Origin of the sequence: Natronobeatus ordinarius (assembly GCF_024362485.1) — an archaeon.
In the GTDB taxonomy this organism is placed as follows: Archaea; Halobacteriota; Halobacteria; order Halobacteriales; family Natrialbaceae; genus Natronobeatus; species Natronobeatus ordinarius.
On record NZ_CP101456.1, the window covers coordinates 225,944 to 247,704 of the forward strand.

Annotated in this window: 22 protein-coding genes and 1 riboswitch; of the genes, 11 read left to right on the forward strand and 11 right to left on the reverse strand. The window is 65.3% G+C overall.

The window, feature by feature from the left end:
* Window positions 1-5 precede the first annotated feature (5 nt).
* The 4 genes from NMQ09_RS01195 to NMQ09_RS01210 all read right to left on the reverse strand — a co-directional run bounded on the left by NMQ09_RS01195 (window position 6) and on the right by NMQ09_RS01210 (window position 3,745).
* Window positions 6-782: an SDR family oxidoreductase gene (locus NMQ09_RS01195; RefSeq protein ID WP_255192634.1), complete on the reverse strand. Its 777-nt coding sequence runs from the start codon at window positions 780-782 to the stop codon at window positions 6-8.
* Between the two features lie 81 nt (window positions 783-863).
* Entirely contained in the window at window positions 864-1,271 is a 408-nt protein-coding gene (locus tag NMQ09_RS01200; RefSeq protein WP_255192635.1) for a hypothetical protein, read from the reverse strand.
* Window positions 1,272-1,354: 83 nt separating this feature from the next.
* Entirely contained in the window at window positions 1,355-2,695 is a 1,341-nt protein-coding gene (locus NMQ09_RS01205; RefSeq protein ID WP_255190745.1) for a transposase, read from the reverse strand.
* Window positions 2,696-2,818: 123 nt separating this feature from the next.
* A complete protein-coding gene (locus NMQ09_RS01210; RefSeq protein ID WP_255192636.1) occupies window positions 2,819-3,745 on the reverse strand; it encodes an MBL fold metallo-hydrolase in 927 nt (308 codons plus the stop codon).
* 168 nt (window positions 3,746-3,913) lie between these two features.
* A riboswitch (Fluoride riboswitch) is annotated at window positions 3,914-3,982 on the forward strand.
* Between the two features lie 87 nt (window positions 3,983-4,069).
* Between NMQ09_RS01210 and NMQ09_RS01215 the strand changes: the two genes are divergently transcribed.
* Window positions 4,070-4,465 carry a CrcB family protein gene (locus NMQ09_RS01215; RefSeq protein ID WP_255192637.1) on the forward strand — a complete coding sequence of 132 codons (396 nt, stop codon included), beginning with the start codon at window positions 4,070-4,072 and terminating at the stop codon, window positions 4,463-4,465.
* A 26-nt stretch (window positions 4,466-4,491) separates the two neighbouring features.
* Window positions 4,492-4,905 carry a fluoride efflux transporter CrcB gene (gene crcB, locus NMQ09_RS01220; protein ID WP_255194538.1) on the forward strand — a complete coding sequence of 138 codons (414 nt, stop codon included), beginning with the start codon at window positions 4,492-4,494 and terminating at the stop codon, window positions 4,903-4,905.
* 5 nt (window positions 4,906-4,910) lie between these two features.
* Here crcB and NMQ09_RS01225 read toward each other — a convergent pair whose 3' ends face one another.
* From NMQ09_RS01225 to NMQ09_RS01235, 3 genes are all read right to left on the reverse strand, one after another.
* Window positions 4,911-5,090, reverse strand: coding sequence for a universal stress protein (locus NMQ09_RS01225; protein WP_345781290.1), 180 nt, complete (start codon window positions 5,088-5,090; stop codon window positions 4,911-4,913).
* 10 nt (window positions 5,091-5,100) lie between these two features.
* Entirely contained in the window at window positions 5,101-6,312 is a 1,212-nt protein-coding gene (gene ilvA / locus NMQ09_RS01230; RefSeq protein ID WP_255192638.1) for a threonine ammonia-lyase, read from the reverse strand.
* A gap of 203 nt (window positions 6,313-6,515) precedes the next feature.
* Window positions 6,516-6,950 carry a gamma-glutamylcyclotransferase family protein gene (locus NMQ09_RS01235; protein ID WP_255194539.1) on the reverse strand — a complete coding sequence of 145 codons (435 nt, stop codon included), beginning with the start codon at window positions 6,948-6,950 and terminating at the stop codon, window positions 6,516-6,518.
* Window positions 6,951-7,043: 93 nt separating this feature from the next.
* Here NMQ09_RS01235 and NMQ09_RS01240 point away from each other — a divergent pair, with 93 nt between their 5' ends.
* Entirely contained in the window at window positions 7,044-7,823 is a 780-nt protein-coding gene (locus tag NMQ09_RS01240; RefSeq protein ID WP_255192639.1) for an enoyl-CoA hydratase/isomerase family protein, read from the forward strand.
* Between the two features lie 56 nt (window positions 7,824-7,879).
* On the opposite strand, the gene citZ is transcribed toward NMQ09_RS01240, so the two are convergent.
* Window positions 7,880-9,022 carry a citrate synthase gene (citZ, locus tag NMQ09_RS01245; RefSeq protein WP_255192640.1) on the reverse strand — a complete coding sequence of 381 codons (1,143 nt, stop codon included), beginning with the start codon at window positions 9,020-9,022 and terminating at the stop codon, window positions 7,880-7,882.
* A 245-nt stretch (window positions 9,023-9,267) separates the two neighbouring features.
* Between citZ and NMQ09_RS01250 the strand changes: the two genes are divergently transcribed.
* Window positions 9,268-10,479 carry a potassium channel family protein gene (locus NMQ09_RS01250; RefSeq protein WP_255192641.1) on the forward strand — a complete coding sequence of 404 codons (1,212 nt, stop codon included), beginning with the start codon at window positions 9,268-9,270 and terminating at the stop codon, window positions 10,477-10,479.
* A 73-nt stretch (window positions 10,480-10,552) separates the two neighbouring features.
* Here NMQ09_RS01250 and NMQ09_RS01255 read toward each other — a convergent pair whose 3' ends face one another.
* Window positions 10,553-10,750 carry a hypothetical protein gene (locus tag NMQ09_RS01255; RefSeq protein ID WP_006066039.1) on the reverse strand — a complete coding sequence of 66 codons (198 nt, stop codon included), beginning with the start codon at window positions 10,748-10,750 and terminating at the stop codon, window positions 10,553-10,555.
* A 240-nt stretch (window positions 10,751-10,990) separates the two neighbouring features.
* Here NMQ09_RS01255 and NMQ09_RS01260 point away from each other — a divergent pair, with 240 nt between their 5' ends.
* From NMQ09_RS01260 to NMQ09_RS01280, 5 genes are all read left to right on the forward strand, one after another.
* A complete protein-coding gene (locus NMQ09_RS01260; protein WP_255192642.1) occupies window positions 10,991-11,299 on the forward strand; it encodes a non-histone chromosomal MC1 family protein in 309 nt (102 codons plus the stop codon).
* A gap of 111 nt (window positions 11,300-11,410) precedes the next feature.
* Window positions 11,411-12,217, forward strand: coding sequence for a prephenate dehydratase (pheA, locus tag NMQ09_RS01265; RefSeq protein WP_255192643.1), 807 nt, complete (start codon window positions 11,411-11,413; stop codon window positions 12,215-12,217).
* Window positions 12,218-12,328: 111 nt separating this feature from the next.
* Window positions 12,329-12,820, forward strand: a complete 492-nt coding sequence (locus NMQ09_RS01270) for a DUF5812 family protein (protein WP_255192644.1) — start codon at window positions 12,329-12,331, stop codon at window positions 12,818-12,820.
* 79 nt (window positions 12,821-12,899) lie between these two features.
* A complete protein-coding gene (gene larE / locus NMQ09_RS01275; protein ID WP_255192645.1) occupies window positions 12,900-13,763 on the forward strand; it encodes an ATP-dependent sacrificial sulfur transferase LarE in 864 nt (287 codons plus the stop codon).
* 157 nt (window positions 13,764-13,920) lie between these two features.
* Entirely contained in the window at window positions 13,921-14,310 is a 390-nt protein-coding gene (locus tag NMQ09_RS01280; RefSeq protein ID WP_255192646.1) for a hypothetical protein, read from the forward strand.
* Between the two features lie 58 nt (window positions 14,311-14,368).
* Here the strand turns inward: NMQ09_RS01280 and tatC are convergent, their stop codons facing one another.
* A complete protein-coding gene (gene tatC / locus NMQ09_RS01285) occupies window positions 14,369-15,361 on the reverse strand; it encodes a twin-arginine translocase subunit TatC (protein ID WP_255192647.1) in 993 nt (330 codons plus the stop codon).
* Between the two features lie 353 nt (window positions 15,362-15,714).
* Between tatC and NMQ09_RS01290 the strand changes: the two genes are divergently transcribed.
* Both NMQ09_RS01290 and NMQ09_RS01295 read left to right on the forward strand, forming a co-directional pair.
* Window positions 15,715-18,057 carry a twin-arginine translocase subunit TatC gene (locus tag NMQ09_RS01290; RefSeq protein ID WP_255192648.1) on the forward strand — a complete coding sequence of 781 codons (2,343 nt, stop codon included), beginning with the start codon at window positions 15,715-15,717 and terminating at the stop codon, window positions 18,055-18,057.
* A gap of 73 nt (window positions 18,058-18,130) precedes the next feature.
* On the forward strand, window positions 18,131-18,307 hold the full coding sequence (locus NMQ09_RS01295) for a ribbon-helix-helix domain-containing protein (protein ID WP_255192649.1): 177 nt from the start codon (window positions 18,131-18,133) through the stop codon (window positions 18,305-18,307).
* 56 nt (window positions 18,308-18,363) lie between these two features.
* Here NMQ09_RS01295 and NMQ09_RS01300 read toward each other — a convergent pair whose 3' ends face one another.
* On the reverse strand, window positions 18,364-21,315 hold the full coding sequence (locus tag NMQ09_RS01300) for a GLUG motif-containing protein (RefSeq protein WP_255192650.1): 2,952 nt from the start codon (window positions 21,313-21,315) through the stop codon (window positions 18,364-18,366).
* Window positions 21,316-21,761: the final 446 nt, after the last annotated feature.

Genomic DNA, 21,761 nt, shown 5'->3' on the forward strand with positions numbered 1-21,761 from the left:
ACCGATCAGGCAGTGTGCAGGTCGCCGCCGTCGACGACGATCGACTCCGCGGTGACGTAGCCCGCGAGGTCACTCGAGAGGAAGGTGACGACGTTCGCGACGTCTTCGGGCCGGCCGAGCCGCCGAAGCGGGTTCGTCTCCTCGAGCGCCTCGCCCTCTTCGGTGCCGACGATCGGGAAGTCGGCGCGGGTCATCTCGGTCTCGATGACGCCCGGGTGGACGGCGTTGACCCGAATCCCGTGGGGACCGAGTTCCGCGGCCAGCGAGTACGTCAACGACCGAATGCCGCCCTTCGCGAGGCTGTACGGTGCGATGTTCGCGTACCCGACCATCCCCGCGACGCTCGACATGTTGACGATGCTCCCGCCGTCGCCCCGGTCGATCAGCCGCTCGGCGGCTACCTGACAGCCCGTGAGGACGCCGTCGATGTTGATCTCACGGAGGCGGTCGTACTCGTCGGGGTCGAGGTCGGTGATCGGTCCGACGGGGCCGACGATCCCCGCATTGTTCACCATCACGGACAGCCCGCCGAACGAGTCGGCCGCGTCGGCGGCCGCCTCGAGGTCCGCACGGTTGGTGACGTCGCAGTCGACGAACGTCGCCTCGGCGTCGGTCTCCTCGCGGATCAGTTCGTGCGTCGGCGTCCCGTCGTCGCGCGGTTTCTCGACGACGTCGGCGACGACGACGTCCGCACCGTGTTCGGCGAACGTCCGGGCGATCGAACGGCCGATTCCACTCGAGCCACCGGTGACGACGGCGGCCTCTCCACTGAGTAGTGCCATACGATAGCATTGTCCGCAGACGGGATGAATGTTCACCCGCCTGATCACGAGCAGGTGTGATGACGGGCAGTGACTACTCGCTCACCCGACGAGCGGAGCGTGTCGGTGGCGAAGCGCCAGGTACGGCAGCCCGACGAACAGCGGGGCGAGAACCAGGAGCGGGTGAGGCGTAACGTACACCGGGACGACGGCGATCGCAGCCAGGCCGGTGAGGAGACCACGATTCGGAGCCCACGCGCTCACGTCCGCGACGTACCGGCTGTCGAGGTAGACCGCGATTGGGAGGGAGAAGGCGATGAAAAACAGCAACCCGGAGCCGGCCAGCACGATCACGGGCGTCGAGAGCGGGTCGTCATAGACGAGCCTAGAACTCACGCGCACGACGGCGAGGACCGCGACGACGGCGACGACGTGCCACCAGTTGTCTCGATACGACGACTGCTCGGCGACTGATGCCTCGAGCGAACCAACTGACTCGGAACTGGACATATTCGATAGCTATCCAAACAGCAGATAATTATTTTGATTCGAGAGTGAAGTACCACGGGTCGGGTGACCCGTGGCGTCCGTGTCTACCCTGTAGTCGGGGCAACGGTCTTTAATTCCTCTCGCGCTTGACTCTGCGAGTCTCGCGCCGACTTTCCGTGTCGGTAAACACCCGAAGCGAAAACTGCTCCGTGAGAGTCGGCCTCTTCACACAGGCCCGATGCCGTCCGTCTCACCTTCCGAACACTTGGAAGGGTTTCGAGAGACGGCACATTCTCATTCTGCTCGTGGAACCATTCTTGCGCCACACAAACCGCTGCTTTCCGGTCAGCGTGGTCTTGGAAGTCGCACTCCATACATTTGAACCGCTTCCAACGCCGATTCGCTCGCTCGGTGTGCAAGCATTCCGTTCGCGGACAGCGTTGACTCGTGTACGCCGGGTCAACATCGTCTGAGGGGATTCCACCCCAAGCGGCTTTGTACGTCACCATATCTCGGAGTGCGGCGAACGGCAAGGAGTGCAAGCGCCGGTTCATTCGCGTGCCGTAATCGATTGAGTCTCGCATGTCTTTGAGGTCTTCAAAGACGATTACCGGTTCGTTGAATTGCGAAACCCATCGTGTTACGTCGCGCGATACTTTATGGAGTTGGTCGTGAACGAAGTCTTGTTCTTCGGTTTGGACCACGTTCTCGAACGCGGATTGTCCGACTTTCTGCATCCGCTTCCGTTTGGTGAAAAACTCGTGGCGAACTCGTTTGATGTCGGGGTACTCGATGACGACTGAATCGAGTACGTCACCAGTAGCTCTATTCAGCGCGGTGAGTGCCACGCAGTCCTCGTTAATGTCCACACCAACTACTGTCTCTGCGTAGTCTGGAGACGCTACGGTGCGTGTCTTGTGGGTGACTGTGACGTGTACTCGCCATTCGTCGTGTTTATACACGAGTTCAGCTACGCCCACTCTCCACGAGTCAGAGTTAAGAGCGTTCTTGACTCGTTCGAGGTGGTTGGGACTACCGCGAAGTACGCCTTTGACGTGGTTGTACGGTTTGTAACTGACTCTGAAGCGAACATCTCCCGAATCATCTACAGTGAGGGCGTATCCTTCGTTGTGATTCATCCGCATTGGATACGTCTCGTCAATGTAGGGAAACGGTCGGCCCCACTCGTTGTCTTTGTGGTCGTGGTACGTCTCTATCTCACCCAGTGCTTTCTGGACGAGGAGTTGAGTCGTGTTTTTCACGAGGTTGGCGTTATCCACTACGGTGTCGTGGATGTCGTCCCAGTCCCATCCCTCACGGTCGAGGCGGTTGACTTCGTTGCGAACTCGTCGGGCTTCGAGACACCCTTTGTACAAGTTGTCAGGACTACCCGTTTGGATGGTTAATCCAAAAGAAAGCGTCTGGGTCAGTCCTGCATCTTGCATCGTCAATAAATTGTCGTGAATCGTTGTAAGTGTAGTGATTTGTCGGCATTCACCCACGGGTCAGGTGACCCGTGGTACTCTGCCTTGACCGCTGATAGAACGCCAGAACCGACAGACGGGACGCTACCGGGAGTCGCGCCAGTCGAGGTAGCCCAGCACGCCGCGGGTGTTCATCTTCCGCTCCTCGCGCGCCTTGCGCTCGCCCCACTCCTCGACCATCTTCGGCCGATCGGCGAAGTGCTCGACCACCGCCTCGTCGTCCCCGAGTTCCTCGCGTTTTTCCTCGACGACCTCGACCCACTCGGTGAGCACCCGGCCGTACTCCTCGAGTGCGTCCTCGGCTTCGTCGCCGACGTACCGCGGGCCGAAGTGCGGGTAACAGAAGACGTCCGGGTCGATCGCCTTCAGCGTCTCGAGGTCCTCGAGGCAGCCGTCGAAATTGAACTGCGAGGGCGGCGACGTCTCCATGATCACCTCGCGTCCGGGGACCCACAGGCCGGCGGCGTCGGCGACGAAGACCACGTCGTTTGCGGGCTCCTCGAAGACGAAGTGGTGGGGGGCGTGGCCGGGGGCGGCGTGGACGCGCAGCTCCTGGGTCCCGAGGTCGATCACGTCGCCGTCCTCGTACTCTACCGTGCGCTCCTCGGGCAGGGGTTCGGGCTCCGTGTAGTACTCCCACTGGTCACCCACGGCCGCCTTCGTCCCCTCGACCAGCCGCTCGGGGTCGTAGAGGTGCCGGGCCCCCACCGCCGGGACGTACACCTCCGCGTTCGGACAGGCGTCGGCGATCAGCCCCGCCCCGCCCGCGTGATCGAGGTGGATGTGCGTGACGGCGATCACCTCGAGGCCGTCGCGGCCGATGCCGACCTCATCGAGGGCCTCGAGGACGTACTCGTAGTTGGTTCCCAGCCCCGTATCGACGATGGCCGGTCGGTCGTCGTCGATGAGGTAGACCGCGCCGTAGCCGCTCGTGCCGAACAGCCCGACGTCGACGTAGAAGAGGTCGGTACAGTCGCCTTCCGTGACTTCGCGAACGTCACCTTGATCCATAGTCGAGTGGGTGCGACCCGGTTTGATAAAGGCTGTCGTCTCGCGTGGCGCGTGCCCGCGGTCCGACAGTGGCCTGCCTCGAGTCGGTGTGAACGCCATCGAAGCGCCCACGCGGACGCTCCCCCGACGCTCACGCGTAACGTTCATTAGATCGGTCTGAATAGTCGAGCGTATCCGGGCGATGGGGCCCGCCCAACCCAACCGCCGGGGAAGCCGGCTGACGGTCCCTGCTCACAGACGGATCGTTGTACTGTGTCACCGGTGATCGCTGCACCGTTCGAGCGATCACCGGTACCGAATCACAGCAGACCGTCTCAGCCAGCCATGTCCGACGCCCACCCCCTCGCCCGACTCGAGACGATCGCCCTGGTCGCCATCGGCGGCTTCGCCGGTTCGAACCTCCGCTTTTTCGCGCTCGGACACCTCACCGAGGTGCAGGCCGTCCTGGTCGCGAACGTCCTCGGGAGCCTCCTGCTGGGATTCATCGTCTACGAGGCGCAGTACACCGGGATCGTCGACCCCACGGCCGGCGTCGTCCTCACGACGGGCTTTCTCTCCTCGTTAACGACCTACAGCACGTTCGCCGTCCAGACGGCGCTCGCGACGGGCCTGCTCGGCACGGGTGCGATCGTCGCCGCGAACTACGGACTCGGCTTCGCGGGCGTCCTCGTCGGTCGCGGGCTCGCCCGCCGAATCGGCCGCCAGGGTGATCGGCCGTGAGCGTGCTCGCTCTCGCCGAATCGAACGTGACCGCTCTCGCTGTGCTGATCGGTCCGTGGCTGGCCGCCCTCTCGACGATCCCGCTCGAGCCCGAACCCGCTCACCTCGTCGGGACGGGCGGGGCGCTTGGAGCCGTCGCACGCCATCTGGTCTACCGACACGTCACCTGGGAGGAGCTTCCGGCAGCGACGCTCACGGTCAACGTACTCGGGAGCTTTCTCTTCGGCCTGCTCGTCTTCGCCGGCGCGAGCGAGTCGACGACGCTCCTGCTGGGCGTCGGCTTCTGTGGCTCGTTCACCACCTTCTCGTCGTTCTCCGTCGAGACGGTCCAGCTCTGGGAACGCGGCGACCAGCGGCTCGCGCTCACGAACGCGCTCGCGAACCTCCTCGTCTCGCTCGTGGCCATCGGGCTGGCGTGGCTGCTCGTCGCCGCCGTCTGACCGGCCTATGCGTCGCCGTCCGCCGACCCCCCATCTCGCGCCCCGCGAACGACCGTTACCGGCACGGCCGAGCGCCTGACGACCGACTCGGCGGTGCTCCCGAGGAGGTATCGCGCCGGCCCCTCCCGGCCGTGGGTCCAGATGACGATCCCGTCGACGAAGCGTCCGCGCACGACTCGAGCGATCCCGTGGCGGTCAGACGATGACCTCGACCGCGTATCCGTCCGCTTCCATCGCTTCGATCACCTCCTCGACGTGCTCGAGGCCACGGGTCTCTAAGTCGATCTCCACCTCGGTGTCGCTCATGCCGATATCTCGGGAGGTGCGGTCGTGCTGGATCGCGAAGATGTTCGCACGATAGGCGGTGAGGATCCCGAGCAGGTCCTCGAGCGCGCCCGGCCGATCTTTCAACACCGTCCGGATCTTCAGGTAGCGCCCGGTCTCGACCAGCCCACGGACGATGACGGTCGTCAGTGTGTTGAGGTCGATGTTGCCGCCCGAGACGACCGGAACGATCGTCTCGCCCTCGTCGTAGGCGAAGTGGTCGAACAGCAGGGCCGCGAGCGGGACGGCACCGGCACCTTCGACCAGCGTCTTCGAGCGCTCTAAGAGGTGGACGACGGCCATCGCGGTCTCCGAGTCGGGGACGGTGACGACCTCGTCGACGTACTCCTCGATGACGGCGAACGTCTTCGAGCCGACGCTCCGAGTGGCGATGCCGTCGGCGACCGTGTCGACGCCGTCGATGGTGACGCGCTCACCTTTCTCGAGGGAGGGGACGAGGCTCGAGGCCCCCTCGGCCTGGACGCCGATCACGCGGACGTCCGGGTGGGACTCCTTGATCGCGACGGCGATGCCGGCGATTAGCCCGCCGCCGCCGATCGGGACGACGACGGTGTCGACCTCGGGACAGTCATCGAGAATCTCGAGGCCGATCGTCCCCTGGCCGGCCATCACGTCCTCGTCGTCGAAGGCGTGGAGGTAGGTTCGACCCTCCTCGCGCTCGAGTTCGTGGGCGTGCTCGGCAGCCTCGGCGTAATCAGCCCCGTGGAGGACGACTTCGGCGCCGTAGGACTGGGTCGCCTTGACCTTCGCGATGGGCGCGTTCTCGGGCATGACGATCTTCGAGTCGACGCCCGCCCGCGTGGCCGCCAGGGCGACCCCCTGGGCGTGGTTTCCCGCACTCGCAGTGACGACGCCAGCTGCCTTCTCGGCGTCTGAGAGCGTCGCGATCCGGTTCGTCGCACCACGGATCTTGAACGCGCCCGTCCGCTGGAAGTTCTCCAGTTTGAGGTGGACGTCGGCACCCGTCATCTCCGAGTAGGTGTAAGAGTACGAAAGTGGCGTGTGCCGGGAGGTCTCCCGGACTCGCTCGTGCGCCTCGAGAACGTCGGCCCGTCCGAACATACGCCCGAGTACTCACTCGGTCGTGATTAAGGGTTGTGCTGCCGGCGATGGCAGCACGACAGGGAATACAGGGGATGCACGGCGTGTGACGTGCGAATGTACACGGGAACGCAGAGTACATAAACCTCATGGCCGCGGGGTGAAAGTGAAATTGGGCGATAGCGGCCGTCTCCGGCGAGCGTCTGACGGAGGGCAGACGCACGTCATTCGAGATACGGTGGCGTGTGACTAACCACCATGGCAGCATCTCGCTCGACCGTCCGCCGAACGCGATCGGCGAACGGACCGCTCCCCGGCCAGGTGACGCGGTCGGCAACGCCCAGCCGATCGGGGCGGCCGACGTACGTCCAGGCCGAGTCGGCCTCGAGCGATTCGTCCGGTCCCTCGAGCGGAACCGCGATCCGGACGTACAGCCCCGCGTCGACCCCTTCGTAGGCGTCGACCGCCTCGAGGCCGCTGCGATCGACCGCGAGCAGTCGTCCCTCGACGGACCCGCCAGGGGCAAGCGTCGGATAGCGTCCGTCGACGCGGTGACAGCCCTCGAGAGTGGCTCGAGCCGCGAACTCGTACTCGAGCCCCTCGAGTACGGCCGCGACCCGTTCGGAATCGGTGAGCGTCCCGTAAACGAACGTGAGCACGGCCGTCCGTTCGCGTCCGTCGCCCGTACGTTCGTCGGTCTCGTTCGACGATCGGACCGAAACCTTGACCGCCTCAGGGTCGTCCATTGCGGTATGCGCTACGAAACCATCACGATCGATCACGATGGGTACGTCGCCACCATCACCCTCGACCGCCCCGGGTCGATGAACACGTTCAGCACGCAGCTGGCGCTCGACCTCGACGACGCGCTCGAGGCCCTCGAGGCGAACGACGACGTTCGAGTGATCGTCGTCGAGGGGGCGGGAGACGCCTTCTCGGCCGGCATCGACCTCACAGAACACGGAGCGCACGAGGGAGCGGCCGAGTACGAGACGTGGGTCTCCCGGATGGAAGAGCCGTTCCGGACGCTCGTGGGGATGACCACGCCGGTGATCGCGTCCGCACACGGCTTCGCCGCCGCCAACGGGCTGGGGCTGGTTGCCGCCTGCGACCTGGCCGTCCTCGCCGAGGGAACGAAACTCGGCGCGACCGCCCCGAAGGTCGGGCTGTTCTGCATGGGCCCTGCGGTGCCGATCATGAACTCGGTCACCGAGAAGCGCTGTCTCGAGCTCTTGCTGACGGGCGAGCTGATCGACGCCGAGACGGCCGTCGAGTGGGGGCTCGCCAACCGCGTCGTTCCCGAAGACCGGCGCCGGGAGGCGACGATGGACCTGGCCGAGTCGATCGCCGAGAAGAGCCCCGTCGCCGTCCAGCGGGGCAAGCGGGCCTACTACGAGATGGCCGACATGGGTTACGAGGAAGCCCTCGAGTACTCGAACGAGCGGTTCGCCGCGCTCTGTGTCACCGACGACGCGGCGGAGGGGATCGAGGCGTTCCTCGAGGGTCGCGAGCCGGAGTGGCCGGGCCGGTAAGGGCGGAGACGACGCTTACCGACGGGTCGAAGTGTGAGAAACTGCGATTCGAGCCGTTACCGATCCTCGAGCGCGACGAACTCGGTCTCCTCGGGGTCGGGACCGACGTAGCGGCTGCGCGGGCGGATCAGGCGGTTGTCGTCGTACTGCTCTAGGACGTGGGCGATCCAGCCGCCGGCGCGGCTCATCGCGAAGATGGGGGTGTAGAGGTCGACGGGGATGCCCATCTGGTAGTACGTCGAGGCGGAATAGAAGTCGACGTTGGGTGCGAGTCCCTTTTCCGTTGCGAGGTGTTCCTCGATGGTGACGCTCATCTCGTACCAGCGCATGTCACCGGCGGCCTCACCCAGCGCCTCGGATTTCTCGCCGAGGATGTTCGCGCGCGGGTCTTTGACGTTGTAGACGCGGTGGCCGAAGCCGGGGACGCGACGGCCCTCCTCGAGGGCGGTCTCGACCCACTCGAGGGGATCCATCTCGCTGCCGTCGACTTCTTTGAGCATCTCCATGACGTCCTGGTTGGCGCCGCCGTGGAGGCTCCCGCTGAGGGTGCCGATCGCGCTCGTGATCGCGGCGTGGAGGTCCGCGAGGGTGCTCGCGGTGACCATCGCGGAGAACGTCGAGGCGTTCAGGCCGTGGTCGGCGTGGAGGACGAGCGCCTGGTCGAACGTCTCGGCGAGCACCTCGTCGGGCTCCTCGCCGTTTAACATGTAGAGGAAGTTCGCGGCGTGGGAGAGATCCTCGCGCGGGGCGACGATCTCTTCGCCTCGACGGGTACGCTCGAAGGCGGCGAGGATCGTCGGAATCTTCGCCGTGATCCGACGGCCCTTGCGGAGGTTGGCGTCCTCGTCGGTGGGGTCGGCGTCGGCGTCGGGATCGAACGCCGACAGCTCCGAGACGATCGTCCGGAGCGCGGCCATCGGGTTGGCGTCGGCCGCAGCGAGCGTCTGTGTCGTCTCGAGGACGGCTCCATCGACGTCGCGTTCGGCGGCCATCGCGGTTGAAAACTCCTCGAGTTCGGCCTCGTCCGGGAGGTGGCCGTTCCAGAGCAGGTAGAGCACCTCCTCGTAGCTCGCCCCGCGGGCGAGCTCCTCGATGGTGTACCCGCAGTAGACCAATCGGCCTTCGTCGCCGTCGATCGAGCTGAGTTCGGATTCAGCGACTAGCACACCCTCTAGCCCTTTTTTGAGATCGTCAGCCATGGGAGGGGTTTTCGCACGCCACTGGAAAAGGATTGTCTTTTTCCATGCAAAACAGACGAGAGATTGTCGACGAACGTCGTTATCTCCCCTCGGCACGTGGCGTTCGAGCGACGGGTATCGCGTCAATCGTCGAACTCGAGGTCGCCACGTTCCCTCCCGGACGTGACGAGATCGGGGCGCCCGGCGGTCGTGTCGCCACAGTCCTCCGGCAACGTTTTTCTCGTGGCCCATACAAGTCGACGAACATGGATACGTCCCACGAGGTCGAGTACCGCCCCGTCAGCGTCAAGGAGGTGCTCGCCGAGATGAAAGACACCGCCGAGTTACTCATCGATCTGTCGTACTCAGCGGTGCTGTTCGGTAGCGAGGCGGTTGCCGAGGAGGTGCTCACGCTCGAAGAGCGAATGGACGTCCTCCAGTTGCAGGCCCGGATGAGCCTGCTGATGGCCGCCCGAACCACCGACGACGCAGAACAGCTCGCCCCGGTGCTCGGCGTCGTTGGCGCGGCGGAGAAGATCTCTGACGCCGCTGGCGACGTCGCGAAGGTGGTCTTAGAGGAGATCGGTCTCCCGGACGCGATGCGGGCCGCGCTGCCCGAGGCAGTCGAGCCGGTCGTGCGTGCGACCGTCGAGGCGGAGTCGCGCTTCGCCGACCGGAGCCTCGGCGACCTCAACCTCGAGACCGAGACCGGCGTTCGCGTGATCGCCATCCGGCGTCGCGGCAAGTGGTTGCTCAACCCCAACGTCGATACGGTCCTCGAGGCCGAGGACGTGATCCTCATGCGCGGCTTCGAGGAGAACCTCGGGCCGGTCTACGAGACGGTCACGGGCGAGCCCTACGAGACGCCTGAACCCGTCGAGCCGGGCATCGCCGACCTCGAACGGGCGGTCGACGCCATCGTGCTGATGAAGAACATGAGCGAACTCGCCGTCGACCTCGCCTACGGTGCAGTGTTGTACGATAGCACCGATCTCGCCGAAGAGGTCGCTGCGCTCGAGGCCGAGGTCGACCAGCTCGAGTCGCGCCTGGAGGCGTGGACGCTCCAGGCTGCAGCGCGCGTCGACGACCCAGTCGACCTGCGTGGACTGGTTCACCTCGCGGGGAGCACGGAGGTCATCAGCGACGCGGCCCTCGAAATCAGTGAAGGTGTGCTTCGTGGGCTGGGAACGCACCCGGTCGTCGCCGAGGCGGTCTCAGAGAGTGACGAAGTGATCGTCCGGCGAACCGTCGCCGAGGGGAGCACCCTCGATGGGGGCACCCTCGGCGAGACGATGGTCCGAACGGAGACGGGAATGCGAGTCATCGGCGTGCGACGACCGCGTGGCTCTCCCAGCGTCGAGGACGACGAGTGGGAGATCCAGCCCGGGCCCGAGACGGAGCTTCGCGCCGGGGACGTCCTGCTCGCAAAGGGGACCAGGGCGGGCGCCGAGCGGCTCGAGGAACTCGTCGGTTCGTAGGTCGAGAGGTGGACGATCGCGAGCGGTGTGCTCGCCGGTGGTCGCTAGTTCCGTCCAGAACGAACCTGTGGCCCTAGAACTCGTGCTCTACTTCGTCCTCGTCGGCTTTCTGGATAATGATCTTGCCATCTCGGACGCGGACGAATACCTCGTCACCGATGTCCATGCCCGCGACTGCAAGTTCGTCCTCGTGGAGGTTGAGGTGCACGTTGTGGTAGTTTCCGTCCTCGTCTTTCGCACCGCTTGGACTCAACTTCTTTTTCCGTACCATCGCGGGATTCTACCACGAACTTCGCCGTAGGATGTACTTAAGTGTTTTCTACGTCACGGCGACTGACTCTGACTCACACAGGTCGCCACAGAGCCGGCTCGTCAGGAAGTCGGCTCCCTCTGTCGATGTTGCGGAGAAGTGGTGAGTCGAACGTACTTAAAGATACCGGCGCTTTCGGTCGGTTTTCGGGGATATCTTTATGTCGGACCCTGTGCTGGTTTGCCATGGAGGCCAAAAACCATGGTACGTGAAGACGGTAAGCGAAACTTCGCCTTGCGCGATTCCGACGGTACCGAAGAGAGCGTCTTCTCGGGGAACACCCCGAGACAGGCGGCGCTGAAAGCGGCTCGACGGCTCGAGCCGGCCCCGAGTGAGGACGACGCGGAGATGACCGAACTCAGGCTCCGCGAGAAAGGCACCAGCAAGGTTCACATCTACGACGGCTGGGCCTGGGAGGAGACGGCTCCGGACGACAAACCCGACTGGATGCCCGGCGAGATCACCGAGGCGAACGTCTCGAAGAAGGGCATCGAGCACCTCGACGAGTAGTGGGACTGCCGACGAATTCTACCCTTCGAGCATCGTGCAACAGTCGAGCGTCGGGTTCGATACGCGATCGCTCTCGACGCGCTTTTCCCACCCTGCCTGCTACAGAGCGACATGATCGCAGTCACGCTGGGTCCCGAAGGAACGTATTCCCATCGAGCGACGCGCGCGGTGGCCGACGAGATCGACTTCCGGCAGTCGGTCACCGAGATCGTCGACGCGGTCGCAAGCGGCGAGTACGACCGCGGCGTCATCCCCGTCGAGAACAGCATCGAAGGAAGCGTCACCGAGAGCCTGGATGCCGTCGCCGAGTACGACGTCGCCGTCGTCCGTGAGATCGTCACGCCGATCCGTCACGCCCTGCTCGCCCAGCGCGCCGACTTCGAGACGGTCGCCAGCCACTCCCAGGCGCTCGCCCAGTGTCGTTCCTACCTCGAGTCGGCGTATCCCGACGCCACGCTCGAGGCCGTCGCGAGCACGGCCAAGGGCGTCGAGCGCGCCCGGGACGATCCGACAGTCGCCGGCATCGGCCACCCCGACAACGCCGGCGACGGCATCGAGGTGCTCGCCGAGGACATCCAGGACCAGACGTCGAACGCGACGCGATTTTTCGCGCTCGCGCCCGTCGAGGAGCGCTCGGAAGCCGGCGGAAAGACCTCGCTCGTCATCTACCCGAACGCGAACTACCCCGGGATGTTGCTCGAGTTGCTCAAACCGTTCGCAGAGCGCGACATCAACCTCACGCGCCTCGAGTCGCGACCGAGCGGGACGCGACTGGGCGACTACCTCTTTCACTTCGACGTCGACGCCGGGCTGTACGAGGAACGGACGAAAGCGGCGCTGGCCGACCTCGAGGAGCTCGTACCTAACGGCTGGGTCCGTCGGCTCGGTTCATACGACATCGAACACGTCGTGGAGTGACCCCTCGGTCGTGGCCAGGCGGTGGGCGCAGCGAGTGACGCGGCGCCGCCGGTAAAAGCGAGCCGTTCTCGAGTCGAAACCCCGAAAGCCGTCGACGTCCTCCCGTCGACCATGAACGAGCAGACGGACACGGACGAGAAGACGGGAACGTTCGTCGTGACGCACGCCGAGGAGGCGTCGGCGATGATTCGCGACGTCGATACCGCCCAGGTCCACACGCTCTCGTCGAACCCCGGCCTCGAGGCGCGTGACGTCCTCGAGGCGACCGTGGCGCCGGAGCCGCCCCTCGAGGTTACGTGGCAGGTGGTCGACGTCGAGTCACGGCGGCAGGTCGACGTGATCGACAGCGACCTCGAGCCGACGCAGGCGTCGCAGGAGACCGCGGCGGACGCCGACGTCGGCGACGTCGTGCGGAGCGAGCGAGCCGGACGGGGCGAGATCCACGTCCTCGCAGTCCCGCCGGAGGGAGCCGAAGAGACGGCGCGAGAGATCTGCGAGGACCTCGAGACGGTCGCGCGGGCAGCCCGACTCGAGGCGGTCCGGGTGGAGGTTCGCTGTGCGCCGGCGGCGGGCGTCGTGAGCGTTCGGTACCTGCCCGACTGACCGACGCACGTCGACCGGTCGACCGCTCGTCGAAGCCGCATACAACGTCCTTTTGCCCGTTCGCGCCGAACGACGGGACATGCCCACGGTCGAGCAGAAACTCGATGCCGCCCGCGCCGACCTCGCCGACCGCGACGGGGTGCTCGTCGCCTTCTCCGGCGGGGTGGACTCGAGCGCCGTCGCCGCGATCGCCCACGACGCCCTCGGCGAGCGAGCGGTCGCCTGCACGGCGAGAAGCGAGACGCTCCCCGAAGCCGAACTCGCCGAGGCGAGACGGGTCGCCGACGAGATCGGCATCCGTCACGAGATCGTCGAGTTCTCCGAACTCGAGAGCGACGACTTCGTCCGGAACGACGACCAGCGGTGCTATCACTGTCGGACGATGCGACTCGGCGAGATGTTCGAGGCCGCCCGCGAGCTCGGAATCGAGACGGTCTGTGACGGGACGAACGCCGACGATCCGAACGCGGGCCACCGGCCGGGACTGCAGGCGGTCGAGGAACTCGCCGTCCACTCGCCGCTGCTGGCCCACGACATCGGCAAGGACGAGGTGCGAGAGATCGCCGACCGCTACGGCCTCTCGGTCGCCGAGAAACCCTCGATGGCCTGTCTCTCCTCGCGCATCCCGACGGGCCTCGAGGTGACCGAAGAACGGCTGAGCCGCGTCGAACGCGCCGAGACCCTCCTTCGAACCTGGGGCTTTCGGCGCTTTCGCGTCCGCGACCACGACGGCCTCGCTCGCATCGAGGTCGCTCCCGACGAACTCGAGGACGCACTCGACCCCGCCTTCGTCGAGGCGGCCCGCGAGGAGCTGACGCGGATCGGCTTCGAGTACGTCACCCTCGACCTCCACGGCTACCGCACCGGCAGCGTTAGCCCCGGCGGGGAGTCACCAACCGTCGACGATCGGGACCGTGCCGAGTCGGAACTCGACGACAGCTGACGTGCGTCCAGTTGTCCTCGAGTGAACCGACGTATTAGTAAGTGTATTTGGACTTTTTAGACACGATAGCGTACGTTCGTGCGCTATCCTCTGGTTCAGGTGGACAATATTGTCATAACAGGCCGATTTCTATACGTACTCGGTGTATCCGCCATCGATGACCGAGGACCTCCCGTCCGCGTGGTGCTGCGACGGAACCGACACCTATCGGCCGACCCCGGGTGCACGACCCCGACGGTTCACGACGTACGTCCACGACACCGGCGACGTCTCGCTACGGATCGCTCCGGCGACGCTCGCGGCGCTCGAGCGACCGGGCTACGAACTCGCCGTTACGACGTTCCCCGGACTCGAGTTCGAGCAGCGCGAGGTGGTCAGGACGGCGACGACGCACGAAAGCTGTGACCGATTCGCCCGCAAGTTCATGTCGCTGTTCGAGGGCGTCTGCGAGCGTCCGGCCGACGTCGAGTCGGCGGTCGCGTACGCGACCGAACACCTGAAGCCCTCGAGCGCGAACGACGACGTCGTCGTTCCGACGACGGAGTGACGATCACCGATCTCGACCGGTAAGCAACGGTCGATCGTCCGGTCGAGACGCGACGTGGTCACTCCCGGCCGGTCCACTTGAGCAGGAGCAGGGTCCCCTCGAACAGCAGGATCATCACGATCGCCACGATGATCGGCGCCATCATCGTCGGGTCGACGGTGAACATGAACGCGAGCCCGAAGAAGGCCGCCCAGAAGTAGAGGCGCTTCTCGGCGAGCCACGCACGCGTCGTGACGCCCATCATGATCGCGAGCATGATAAAGAGCGGGATCTGGAAGACGATCGCCAGAAAGCCCGTGAGCGTGATGATCAGCCCGAACGTCTCGCCGAGTGCGTAGGCGATCTCGGCGCTGCCTTCGGCGTAGAAGGTAAAGTACGAGAAGAGGATCGGCAGGACGACGACGAACGAAAAGAGCATCCCGACCCCCGCGAGGACGACGCTCGTCGGCACCGCCGCGAGGTAGTACTTGCGCTCGTGGGGGTAGAGGCCAGGCCGCATGAACAGGTAACACTGGTAGACGAACACGGGCAACGCGACGATGATGCCGAGCAGCGCGGCGACCTTGATCCGGGTCAGCCACAGCTCGAGTGGGTAGTAGATGTGCGCCGGCTCGTCGACGCCCGCGGGGAAGACCCGGCTCCAGATGATGTCGATCGCCTCGGTCGCTCCGAGGAGTCCGATCGCGGTGAACGCCGAGCCGACGAGGAGAACGACCGCGAGCCGCAGGATCATCTCCTCGATGTGGTCGGCCAGCGGCATCTCCTCGTCGTCCGGCGGGGTCGAGATGCCGCCGATATCGTCGTCCGGGTCCGGGAAGGTGGGCTCGTCACGGTCGCGCTCGGGAAGGTCGTCGGCGAGTCCTTCGCCGTCGGTCTTCGCCTCGCGCGGCTCGGAGTCGGCGTCAGTCGCGTCGTCGGCGGTGGTGGACTCGTCACTCCCCTCGGCCGCTTCGGCCCACTCGTCAGGGTCCTGGGACGCCTCCTCGTCGAGCGAGGCCTCCGACTCTCTGGGCTCGCCGGCGTCAGCACCCTCGTCCGACTCGTCCGCCATCTATCGAGAGATAGATAGGCCGCCAGTTATAGGCCTTTTTCTTACGATCACACACAGCAAGCGAGAACGCGACGCCAGCAGGCGGTTCCGACGGGGCGGTCAAACGGAGGCCTCGGGCGGTCAGCACCCATCGCTCCTCGAGTGGCGACTCCGTACGGCCGGCGAACCGTTCGCCACCCGACTGACGGCCACCGTCACCGACCGAGGCGACGTCCAACCGACGGTCACCTTCATCGGACCGAGACGACGTCGAGCGTCTCGAGCGCGAGGCCAGCGAATCGCTAGCCGACGGCGGTCGGTACTCGCGTACTCGAAAGGTTGATAACTGGATGTAAGTTATCCACGACCACCAAATGAGTTCGACCGTCGGCGAAGAGACGGTTCAGGCGGTCAGCGCTGGCCGTGAAACTCTCGGGGCGATCTTCTCGAGTGCACAGGCGCACCTCCAGAAGATCTTCATCGTCTTCGTCATCGGCTTCATCGGCTCGTTTTACGCCCTGCGGATCTGGATCTGGGACTTCCTCGAGGCGACGGCGAAAGCGGAGATGGCTCCCGAGGTCGCGGAAGCGACCGACCTCATCACGCGAACTCCGTTCGAAGTGATCCTCCTGCAGGCGAAGATCGGCCTGATCGTCGGGATCATCCTCGCCATCCCCGCCGTCCTCTACTTCTCCCGCGAGGCGCTTCGCCGACGAGGAATCCAGTCGGTCGTCCCGATCTCCCGGGCCTACATGGCCGGCTTCGCGGCGACGGCGTTTCTCCTCTTCTGGGGCGGCGTGATCTACGCCTACGCCGTCTTCTTCCCGTACGCGTTTGGCTTCCTGGGCGACGTCACGTACGAAACGGGAGTCAAGCCGAGTTTCGGCATCACCGAGTTCACCGAATTCATCGCTCTCCTGACGCTCTCGTTTGGCCTCGCCGCCCAGCTCCCGCTGTTCATGAGCGTCCTCTCGTACACGGAGATCGTCCGGTACGAGACGTTCCGGGACAAGTGGCGTTACGCGATCATCGGCATCTTCGTCTTCGGCGCGTTCTTCTCGCCCCCGGACCCGTTCACGCAGATCATGTGGGCGGCGCCGCTGATCGTCCTCTACGTGTTCAGCCTCGGCCTGGCGAAGCTCGTCACCAACATCCGACGGAAGGGAGCCGCACAGACCGGAAGCGGAACCGCTCTCGTGAAACGGCGAACGCTCCAGTTCGGCGTCGTCCTGGGGCTCACGTTCGTCGCCGTCACCGCCGCCATCAACCAGGGCGCGTTCGCCCTCCTCGAGGACGAGGTCTACCCGCTGCTCGGCCGATTCGAGCCCGCCGGCCCGACCAGCCTCGAGGTGCTCGCCGCCGACCACGGACTCCTCGGCGAGGCCGCTTCGGGTCTGCTCATCGCGCTCAGCCTCGGCGTGTTCTTTCTCTTGCTCTACACGCTGAAGGTGCTCCAGAGCCCGGTCTACCCCCGCGAAGAAGCGCTGATCCACGCCACCGATCCCGACGACGTCGACTTCGAACTGCTCGACGCCGACAGCATCGACGACCTCTCGGCCGACGTCTTCCTCGCGATGGAAGAAGACCAGGCGCTCGAGCTGGCCCGCGAGGCGATGTACGACGACGACCGCGAGAAGGCCGAGGCGATCATCACCCGGTTCGACAGGCTCCAGGAGCAAGCGGCAGCCAGCGCCGCCGAGGACGGCGCCGAGGGAGACGGTGTGGCCTCGAGCGAGTCGGCAGCCGCCTCGGCCGACACAGCGGACGAATCGGAAGGGGGGCTGTTCTCGAGCACCGCGGCGGGGATGATCGATCCGTTCACCGAAGACGAGACCACCGAGGAAGACATCGGCGGCTACGCCTACGACCTGATGTTCATCCTGCGCAGCCTCACCTCGAAGATGTTCCGCATCGTCGCGGTGTTCATGATCGTCCTCGGTGGGTCGTTCTTCTGGATGTACCAGGGCGGGCTCCGCCAGATCCTGCTGGCGTTCCTCGACCGCGTCCCCGAACACGTCCTCCACGAGGTAGCCGTCCGCAACGAGGTCGATCCGGAGGGGATGACTCTCGGCACGCTCATCGACGAGATGGGAGTCGTCATCGCCCTCCACCCGGTCGAAGTGCTGATCTTCATCGTGAAGGTGAGCACGCTGGCGGCGATCATCTCGATCCTGCCGATGGTCTGTTACTACGGCTGGCCCGCGGCCAAAGAGCGCGGGCTGGTCCGGGGCGACCGCCGGCTGTTCATCGTCTGGGGCGGCTCACTGCTCGCAGGGTTTGCCTTCGGCACCTACCTCGGCTTCTTCTGGATCGCCCCCGCAGTCATCTCCTACCTGATCGCCGACGCCATCAACGCCGGAATGGTCGTCTCCTACCGGATGAAGAGCTTCTTCTGGCTCGTGATCTTCACCACCGTCGGCATCGGCTTCCTCTTCAACATGATCGTCACCATGGCGCTGTTCCACGTCGGCGGCATCGTCTCCTACCGGCGGATGCTCTGGGCCTGGCGACCGATGGTCGTCGCCATCTTCACCGTGGCGGCGTTCGTCAGCCCGCGGGGCATCCTCACAATGCTCGTGCTCGCGATCCCGGTCGCGCTGACGTACATGCTCGGGCTGGCCGTCCTCTACGTGCTCACCGCCGGCGGCCGGCTGTTCGGCGGCGGTGGCGGCCGCGAGACCGAGCCCGAGCCCGAAGGCGGGCTCACCACCGACTGAGACGAATCAACGTCATCGAATCGACGGTCCCATCGCCGGACAGTATAAGAACAGCGCCTTCGAACCACCGGCCATGCCCAAGATCAGCGTCGAAATCCCCCAGGAGCTGCTCGACGACCTCGACGAACACGTCGGCGACGACGGCAAGTTCGTCAACCGCAGCGACGCCATCCGCGCCTCGATCAGGAAGACCCTCGACATCTTAGACGAGATCGACGACCGACACGGCCGCCTCGAGGACGAAGCGTGAGTCGCTCGCGAAACCGGCGACCGTTCGACGTGGGCGAGACCGTGTATCGACGGTGGTTACACGACAGGCTCGCCGCTTCGCCAGTGATCGATCACGTCTCGTAACAGGTCGGTGTCGATCACCCCGCCGCGCCAGTCGTTGATCGCTTTGCGGAGGCCGTCGGTTTCGACGACGTCGTCCTCGCCCGCGTACTGCTCGAGGGCGGACTCGTCGTCGTCATCGTCGTCGCCTTCCGGTTCCCACGCCAGTTCCGGATAGTCGTCCGGGTCGTCGACGACCCGCCAGACGTCGTCGAAGTCGAACTCGAGGTGGAAGTAAACGCTATCGCCTTGCATCTGGTCGGTCGACAGGCCGGTCGCGTCACCCGCCGTCGACTCGAGGCCGGAGGCTTCCTCGTCCCAGTAACAGTCTTCTTCCGTGTCGCTGCTCCCGGCGAAGCCGCCGATATCGTCACCCTCGACCGTTCCAATGGAGTACGACGTCTCGATCGTCCCGCTGTTGTTCCCGACGAAGCCGCCGACGTCGTCGTCGCCCACGACGTCGCCCATCGCGTAGGCGTCCTCGATCGTCTCCCGGTTGCGCCCGACGAAGCCGCCGACCCTGCCCGCCTCCTCGGCCGTCACGTCAGCCGTCGAGAACGACTCCGTGATCGTCCCGTTGTTTCGAGCGATCAGCCCGCCGACGTCCGCGAAGCTGCTTCCGCTCTCGGACTCCACGGTGCCGCTGACGAACGATCGCTCGATCGTTCCGGCGTTGGAGCCGGCCAGTCCGGCGGTGGTGCTGTTGCCGACGATCTCGACGTCGACCAGCCGCACCCGTTCGATCGTCGCCGACATCACTGTGTCGGCGAACAGGCCGACGTCGTTTTCCTCCGGCCGGTCGATCGTCAGTCCCGTAATCTCGTGGCCGTTGCCATCGAGGTGGCCGGCGAACGCCTCGACCGGCTCGAAGCCGTCACCTGCCTCGACATCCGCCTCGAGTTCGTAGAACGCGATCCGGTCGGTCGCCATCGCCTGGAGGTGGTCGACCGCCGTAACTACGTACGGATCTTCGGCCGAACCGTCGCCCTCCAGCGTCGGTAGTGCCGCCCGGCGTTCGTCGGGGCGGACCGCGAGCTGGTCGGCGTCGTCGATCGCCGCCAGCACCGGGTACTCGCCCGCAACGGTCTCCCAGGCCGAGTCGAAGTCAAAGCCCGCCAACAGGCTTTCTGCATCCTCTCCCTGCATCTCGTCGGTCGTCCGGCCGGTCGCGTCACCCGCCGTGAACGCGAGACCGGAGGCTGCCTCGTCCCAGTAACAGTCGACTTCCGTGTCGCTGTTCCCGGCGAAGCCGCCGACGTCCGGCCCACCGACGATCCCCGTCGCGTACGACGTCTCGATCGTCCCGCTGTTGTTCCCGACGAAGCCGCCGACGTCGTCGTCGCCCACGACGTCGCCCGTCGCGTAGGCGTCCTCGATCGTCTCCCGGTTGCGCCCGACGAAGCCGCCGACTCTCCCCGCCTCCTCGGCCGTCACGTCAGCCGTCGAGAACGACTCCGTGATCGTCCCGTTGTTTCGAGCGATCAGCCCGCCGACGTCCGCGAAGCTGCTTCCGCTCTCGGACTCCACGGTGCCGCTGACGAACGATCGCTCGATCGTGCCGCCGTTGGAGCCGACCAGTCCGGCGGTGGTGCTGTTGCCGACGACCTCGACGTCGACCAGCCGCACCCGTTCGATCGTCGCCGACATCACCGTGTCGGCGAACAGGCCGACGTCGTTTTCCTCCGGTCGGTCGATCGTCAGTCCCGTAATCTCGTAGCCGTTGCCGTCGAGGTGACCGGCGAACGCCTCGATCGGTTCGAAGCCGCCACCTGCCTCGACGTCCGCCTCGAGTTCGTAGAACGCGATCCGGTCGGTCGCCATCGCCTGGAGGTGGTCGACCGCCGTAACTACGTACGGATCTTCGGCCGAACCGTCGCCCTCCAGCGTCGGTAGTGCCGCCCGGCGTTCGTCGGGGCGGACCGCGAGCTGGTCGGCGTCGTCGATCGCCGCCAGCACCGGGTACTCGCCCGCAACGGTCTCCCAGGTCGAGTCGAAGTCGAAACCAGTCAGGTTGTCCGTCCCGTCTGCTCCCTGCATCTCGTCGGTCGACAGGCCGGTCGCGTCACCCGCCGTGAACGCGAGACCGGAGGCCTCCTCGTCCCAGTAACAGTCGACTTCCGTGTCGCTGCTCCCGGCGAAGCCGCCGACGTCCGGCCCACCGACGATCCCCGTCGCGTACGACGTCTCGATCGTCCCGCTGTTGTTCCCGACGAAGCCGCCGACGTCGTCGTCGCCCACGACGTCGCCCGTTGCGTAGGCGTCCTCGATCGTCTCCCGGTTGCGCCCGACGAAGCCGCCGACTCTCCCCGCCTCCTCGGCCGTCACGTCAGCCGTCGAGAACGACTCCGTGATCGTCCCGTTGTTTTCAGCGACCAGCCCGCCGACGTCCGCGAAGCTGCTACCGCTCTCGGACTCCACGGTGCCGCTGACGAACGATCGCTCGATCGTTCCGGCGTTGGAGCCGGCCAGTCCGGCGGTGGTGTTGTTGCCGACGATCTCGACGTCGACCAGCCGCACCCGTTCGATCGTCGCCGACGCCTCCGTATCGGCGAACAGGCCGACATCGTTTTCCTCCGGCCGGTCGATCGTCAGTCCCGTAATCTCGTAGCCGTTGCCGTCGAGGTGACCGGCGAACGCCTCGATCGGTTCGAAGCCGCCACTCCCGCCGACGTCGCTCGCGTCGACGTCGTCACCGAGTTCGTAGTGTGCATCGGGTTCGCTCGCGATGCCCTGTAGCTCGGTCGCGTCGGTGATGACGTACGGATCGTCCGCGGAACCGTCTCCCTCCGCGGACACGAGCGGCTTCGACTCGGCGTTGGACTCCGGGTCGTCCGAGGCAACGGCCGTACTCGAGAGGGCGGCGAATCCGGCTAGACCACAACCCGTGGCCCGCAAGAGCTCGCGTCGGTTGAATGTGGCGTTACCCATCGACGCCACCCCTGAACGAGTCCTGCGACGGTTCAGAAATAGCCCTTGATTTGTGAGACCAAGGCACCCACAACGTTGATTCTAACACAGTTATTGTATTATGCATACAAAGAAAGTCTGGATCTATTATATTTAAGTGTTTTACTATATGCTTCGGACTCATGATAACGATGGCAGGACGAGCTGACGAGGCCGGCTCGACGCCGGGCGCCAAAACTGATCGGTCGTCGGATACATCACGCCGGATCGCACCCGCTCACCGACCAGGACGGGTGTTTCGCAGATCGCGTTGAGAGCCTCGTTCCTCGAGGACCACGGCGTGAACGAGGCGGTGCTGACGAGAGATAGTATTCGTTGAACCGAGTTACACCCGGCCACAGCCGAGCGGTCTGCCTCGGCCTCGTCGACGAGGCAGACCGCCGATGGTCGTGACCGGGTGTGCAATG

What these genes read in the sequence shown, in the direction of transcription:
- NMQ09_RS01195 (WP_255192634.1), bottom strand. Translation starts at nt 782, where the DNA reads ATGGCACTACTCAGTGGAGAGGCCGCCGTCGTCACCGGTGGCTCGAGT.
- NMQ09_RS01200 (WP_255192635.1), bottom strand. Translation starts at nt 1,271, where the DNA reads ATGTCCAGTTCCGAGTCAGTTGGTTCGCTCGAGGCATCAGTCGCCGAG.
- NMQ09_RS01205 (WP_255190745.1), bottom strand. Translation starts at nt 2,695, where the DNA reads ATGCAAGATGCAGGACTGACCCAGACGCTTTCTTTTGGATTAACCATC.
- NMQ09_RS01210 (WP_255192636.1), bottom strand. Translation starts at nt 3,745, where the DNA reads ATGGATCAAGGTGACGTTCGCGAAGTCACGGAAGGCGACTGTACCGAC.
- NMQ09_RS01215 (WP_255192637.1), top strand. Translation starts at nt 4,070, where the DNA reads ATGTCCGACGCCCACCCCCTCGCCCGACTCGAGACGATCGCCCTGGTC.
- ilvA (WP_255192638.1), bottom strand. Translation starts at nt 6,312, where the DNA reads ATGTTCGGACGGGCCGACGTTCTCGAGGCGCACGAGCGAGTCCGGGAG.
- NMQ09_RS01240 (WP_255192639.1), top strand. Translation starts at nt 7,044, where the DNA reads ATGCGCTACGAAACCATCACGATCGATCACGATGGGTACGTCGCCACC.
- citZ (WP_255192640.1), bottom strand. Translation starts at nt 9,022, where the DNA reads ATGGCTGACGATCTCAAAAAAGGGCTAGAGGGTGTGCTAGTCGCTGAA.
- NMQ09_RS01250 (WP_255192641.1), top strand. Translation starts at nt 9,268, where the DNA reads ATGGATACGTCCCACGAGGTCGAGTACCGCCCCGTCAGCGTCAAGGAG.
- NMQ09_RS01255 (WP_006066039.1), bottom strand. Translation starts at nt 10,750, where the DNA reads ATGGTACGGAAAAAGAAGTTGAGTCCAAGCGGTGCGAAAGACGAGGAC.
- NMQ09_RS01260 (WP_255192642.1), top strand. Translation starts at nt 10,991, where the DNA reads ATGGTACGTGAAGACGGTAAGCGAAACTTCGCCTTGCGCGATTCCGAC.
- pheA (WP_255192643.1), top strand. Translation starts at nt 11,411, where the DNA reads ATGATCGCAGTCACGCTGGGTCCCGAAGGAACGTATTCCCATCGAGCG.
- NMQ09_RS01270 (WP_255192644.1), top strand. Translation starts at nt 12,329, where the DNA reads ATGAACGAGCAGACGGACACGGACGAGAAGACGGGAACGTTCGTCGTG.
- larE (WP_255192645.1), top strand. Translation starts at nt 12,900, where the DNA reads ATGCCCACGGTCGAGCAGAAACTCGATGCCGCCCGCGCCGACCTCGCC.
- NMQ09_RS01280 (WP_255192646.1), top strand. Translation starts at nt 13,921, where the DNA reads ATGACCGAGGACCTCCCGTCCGCGTGGTGCTGCGACGGAACCGACACC.
- tatC (WP_255192647.1), bottom strand. Translation starts at nt 15,361, where the DNA reads ATGGCGGACGAGTCGGACGAGGGTGCTGACGCCGGCGAGCCCAGAGAG.
- NMQ09_RS01290 (WP_255192648.1), top strand. Translation starts at nt 15,715, where the DNA reads ATGAGTTCGACCGTCGGCGAAGAGACGGTTCAGGCGGTCAGCGCTGGC.
- NMQ09_RS01295 (WP_255192649.1), top strand. Translation starts at nt 18,131, where the DNA reads ATGCCCAAGATCAGCGTCGAAATCCCCCAGGAGCTGCTCGACGACCTC.
- NMQ09_RS01300 (WP_255192650.1), bottom strand. Translation starts at nt 21,315, where the DNA reads ATGGGTAACGCCACATTCAACCGACGCGAGCTCTTGCGGGCCACGGGT.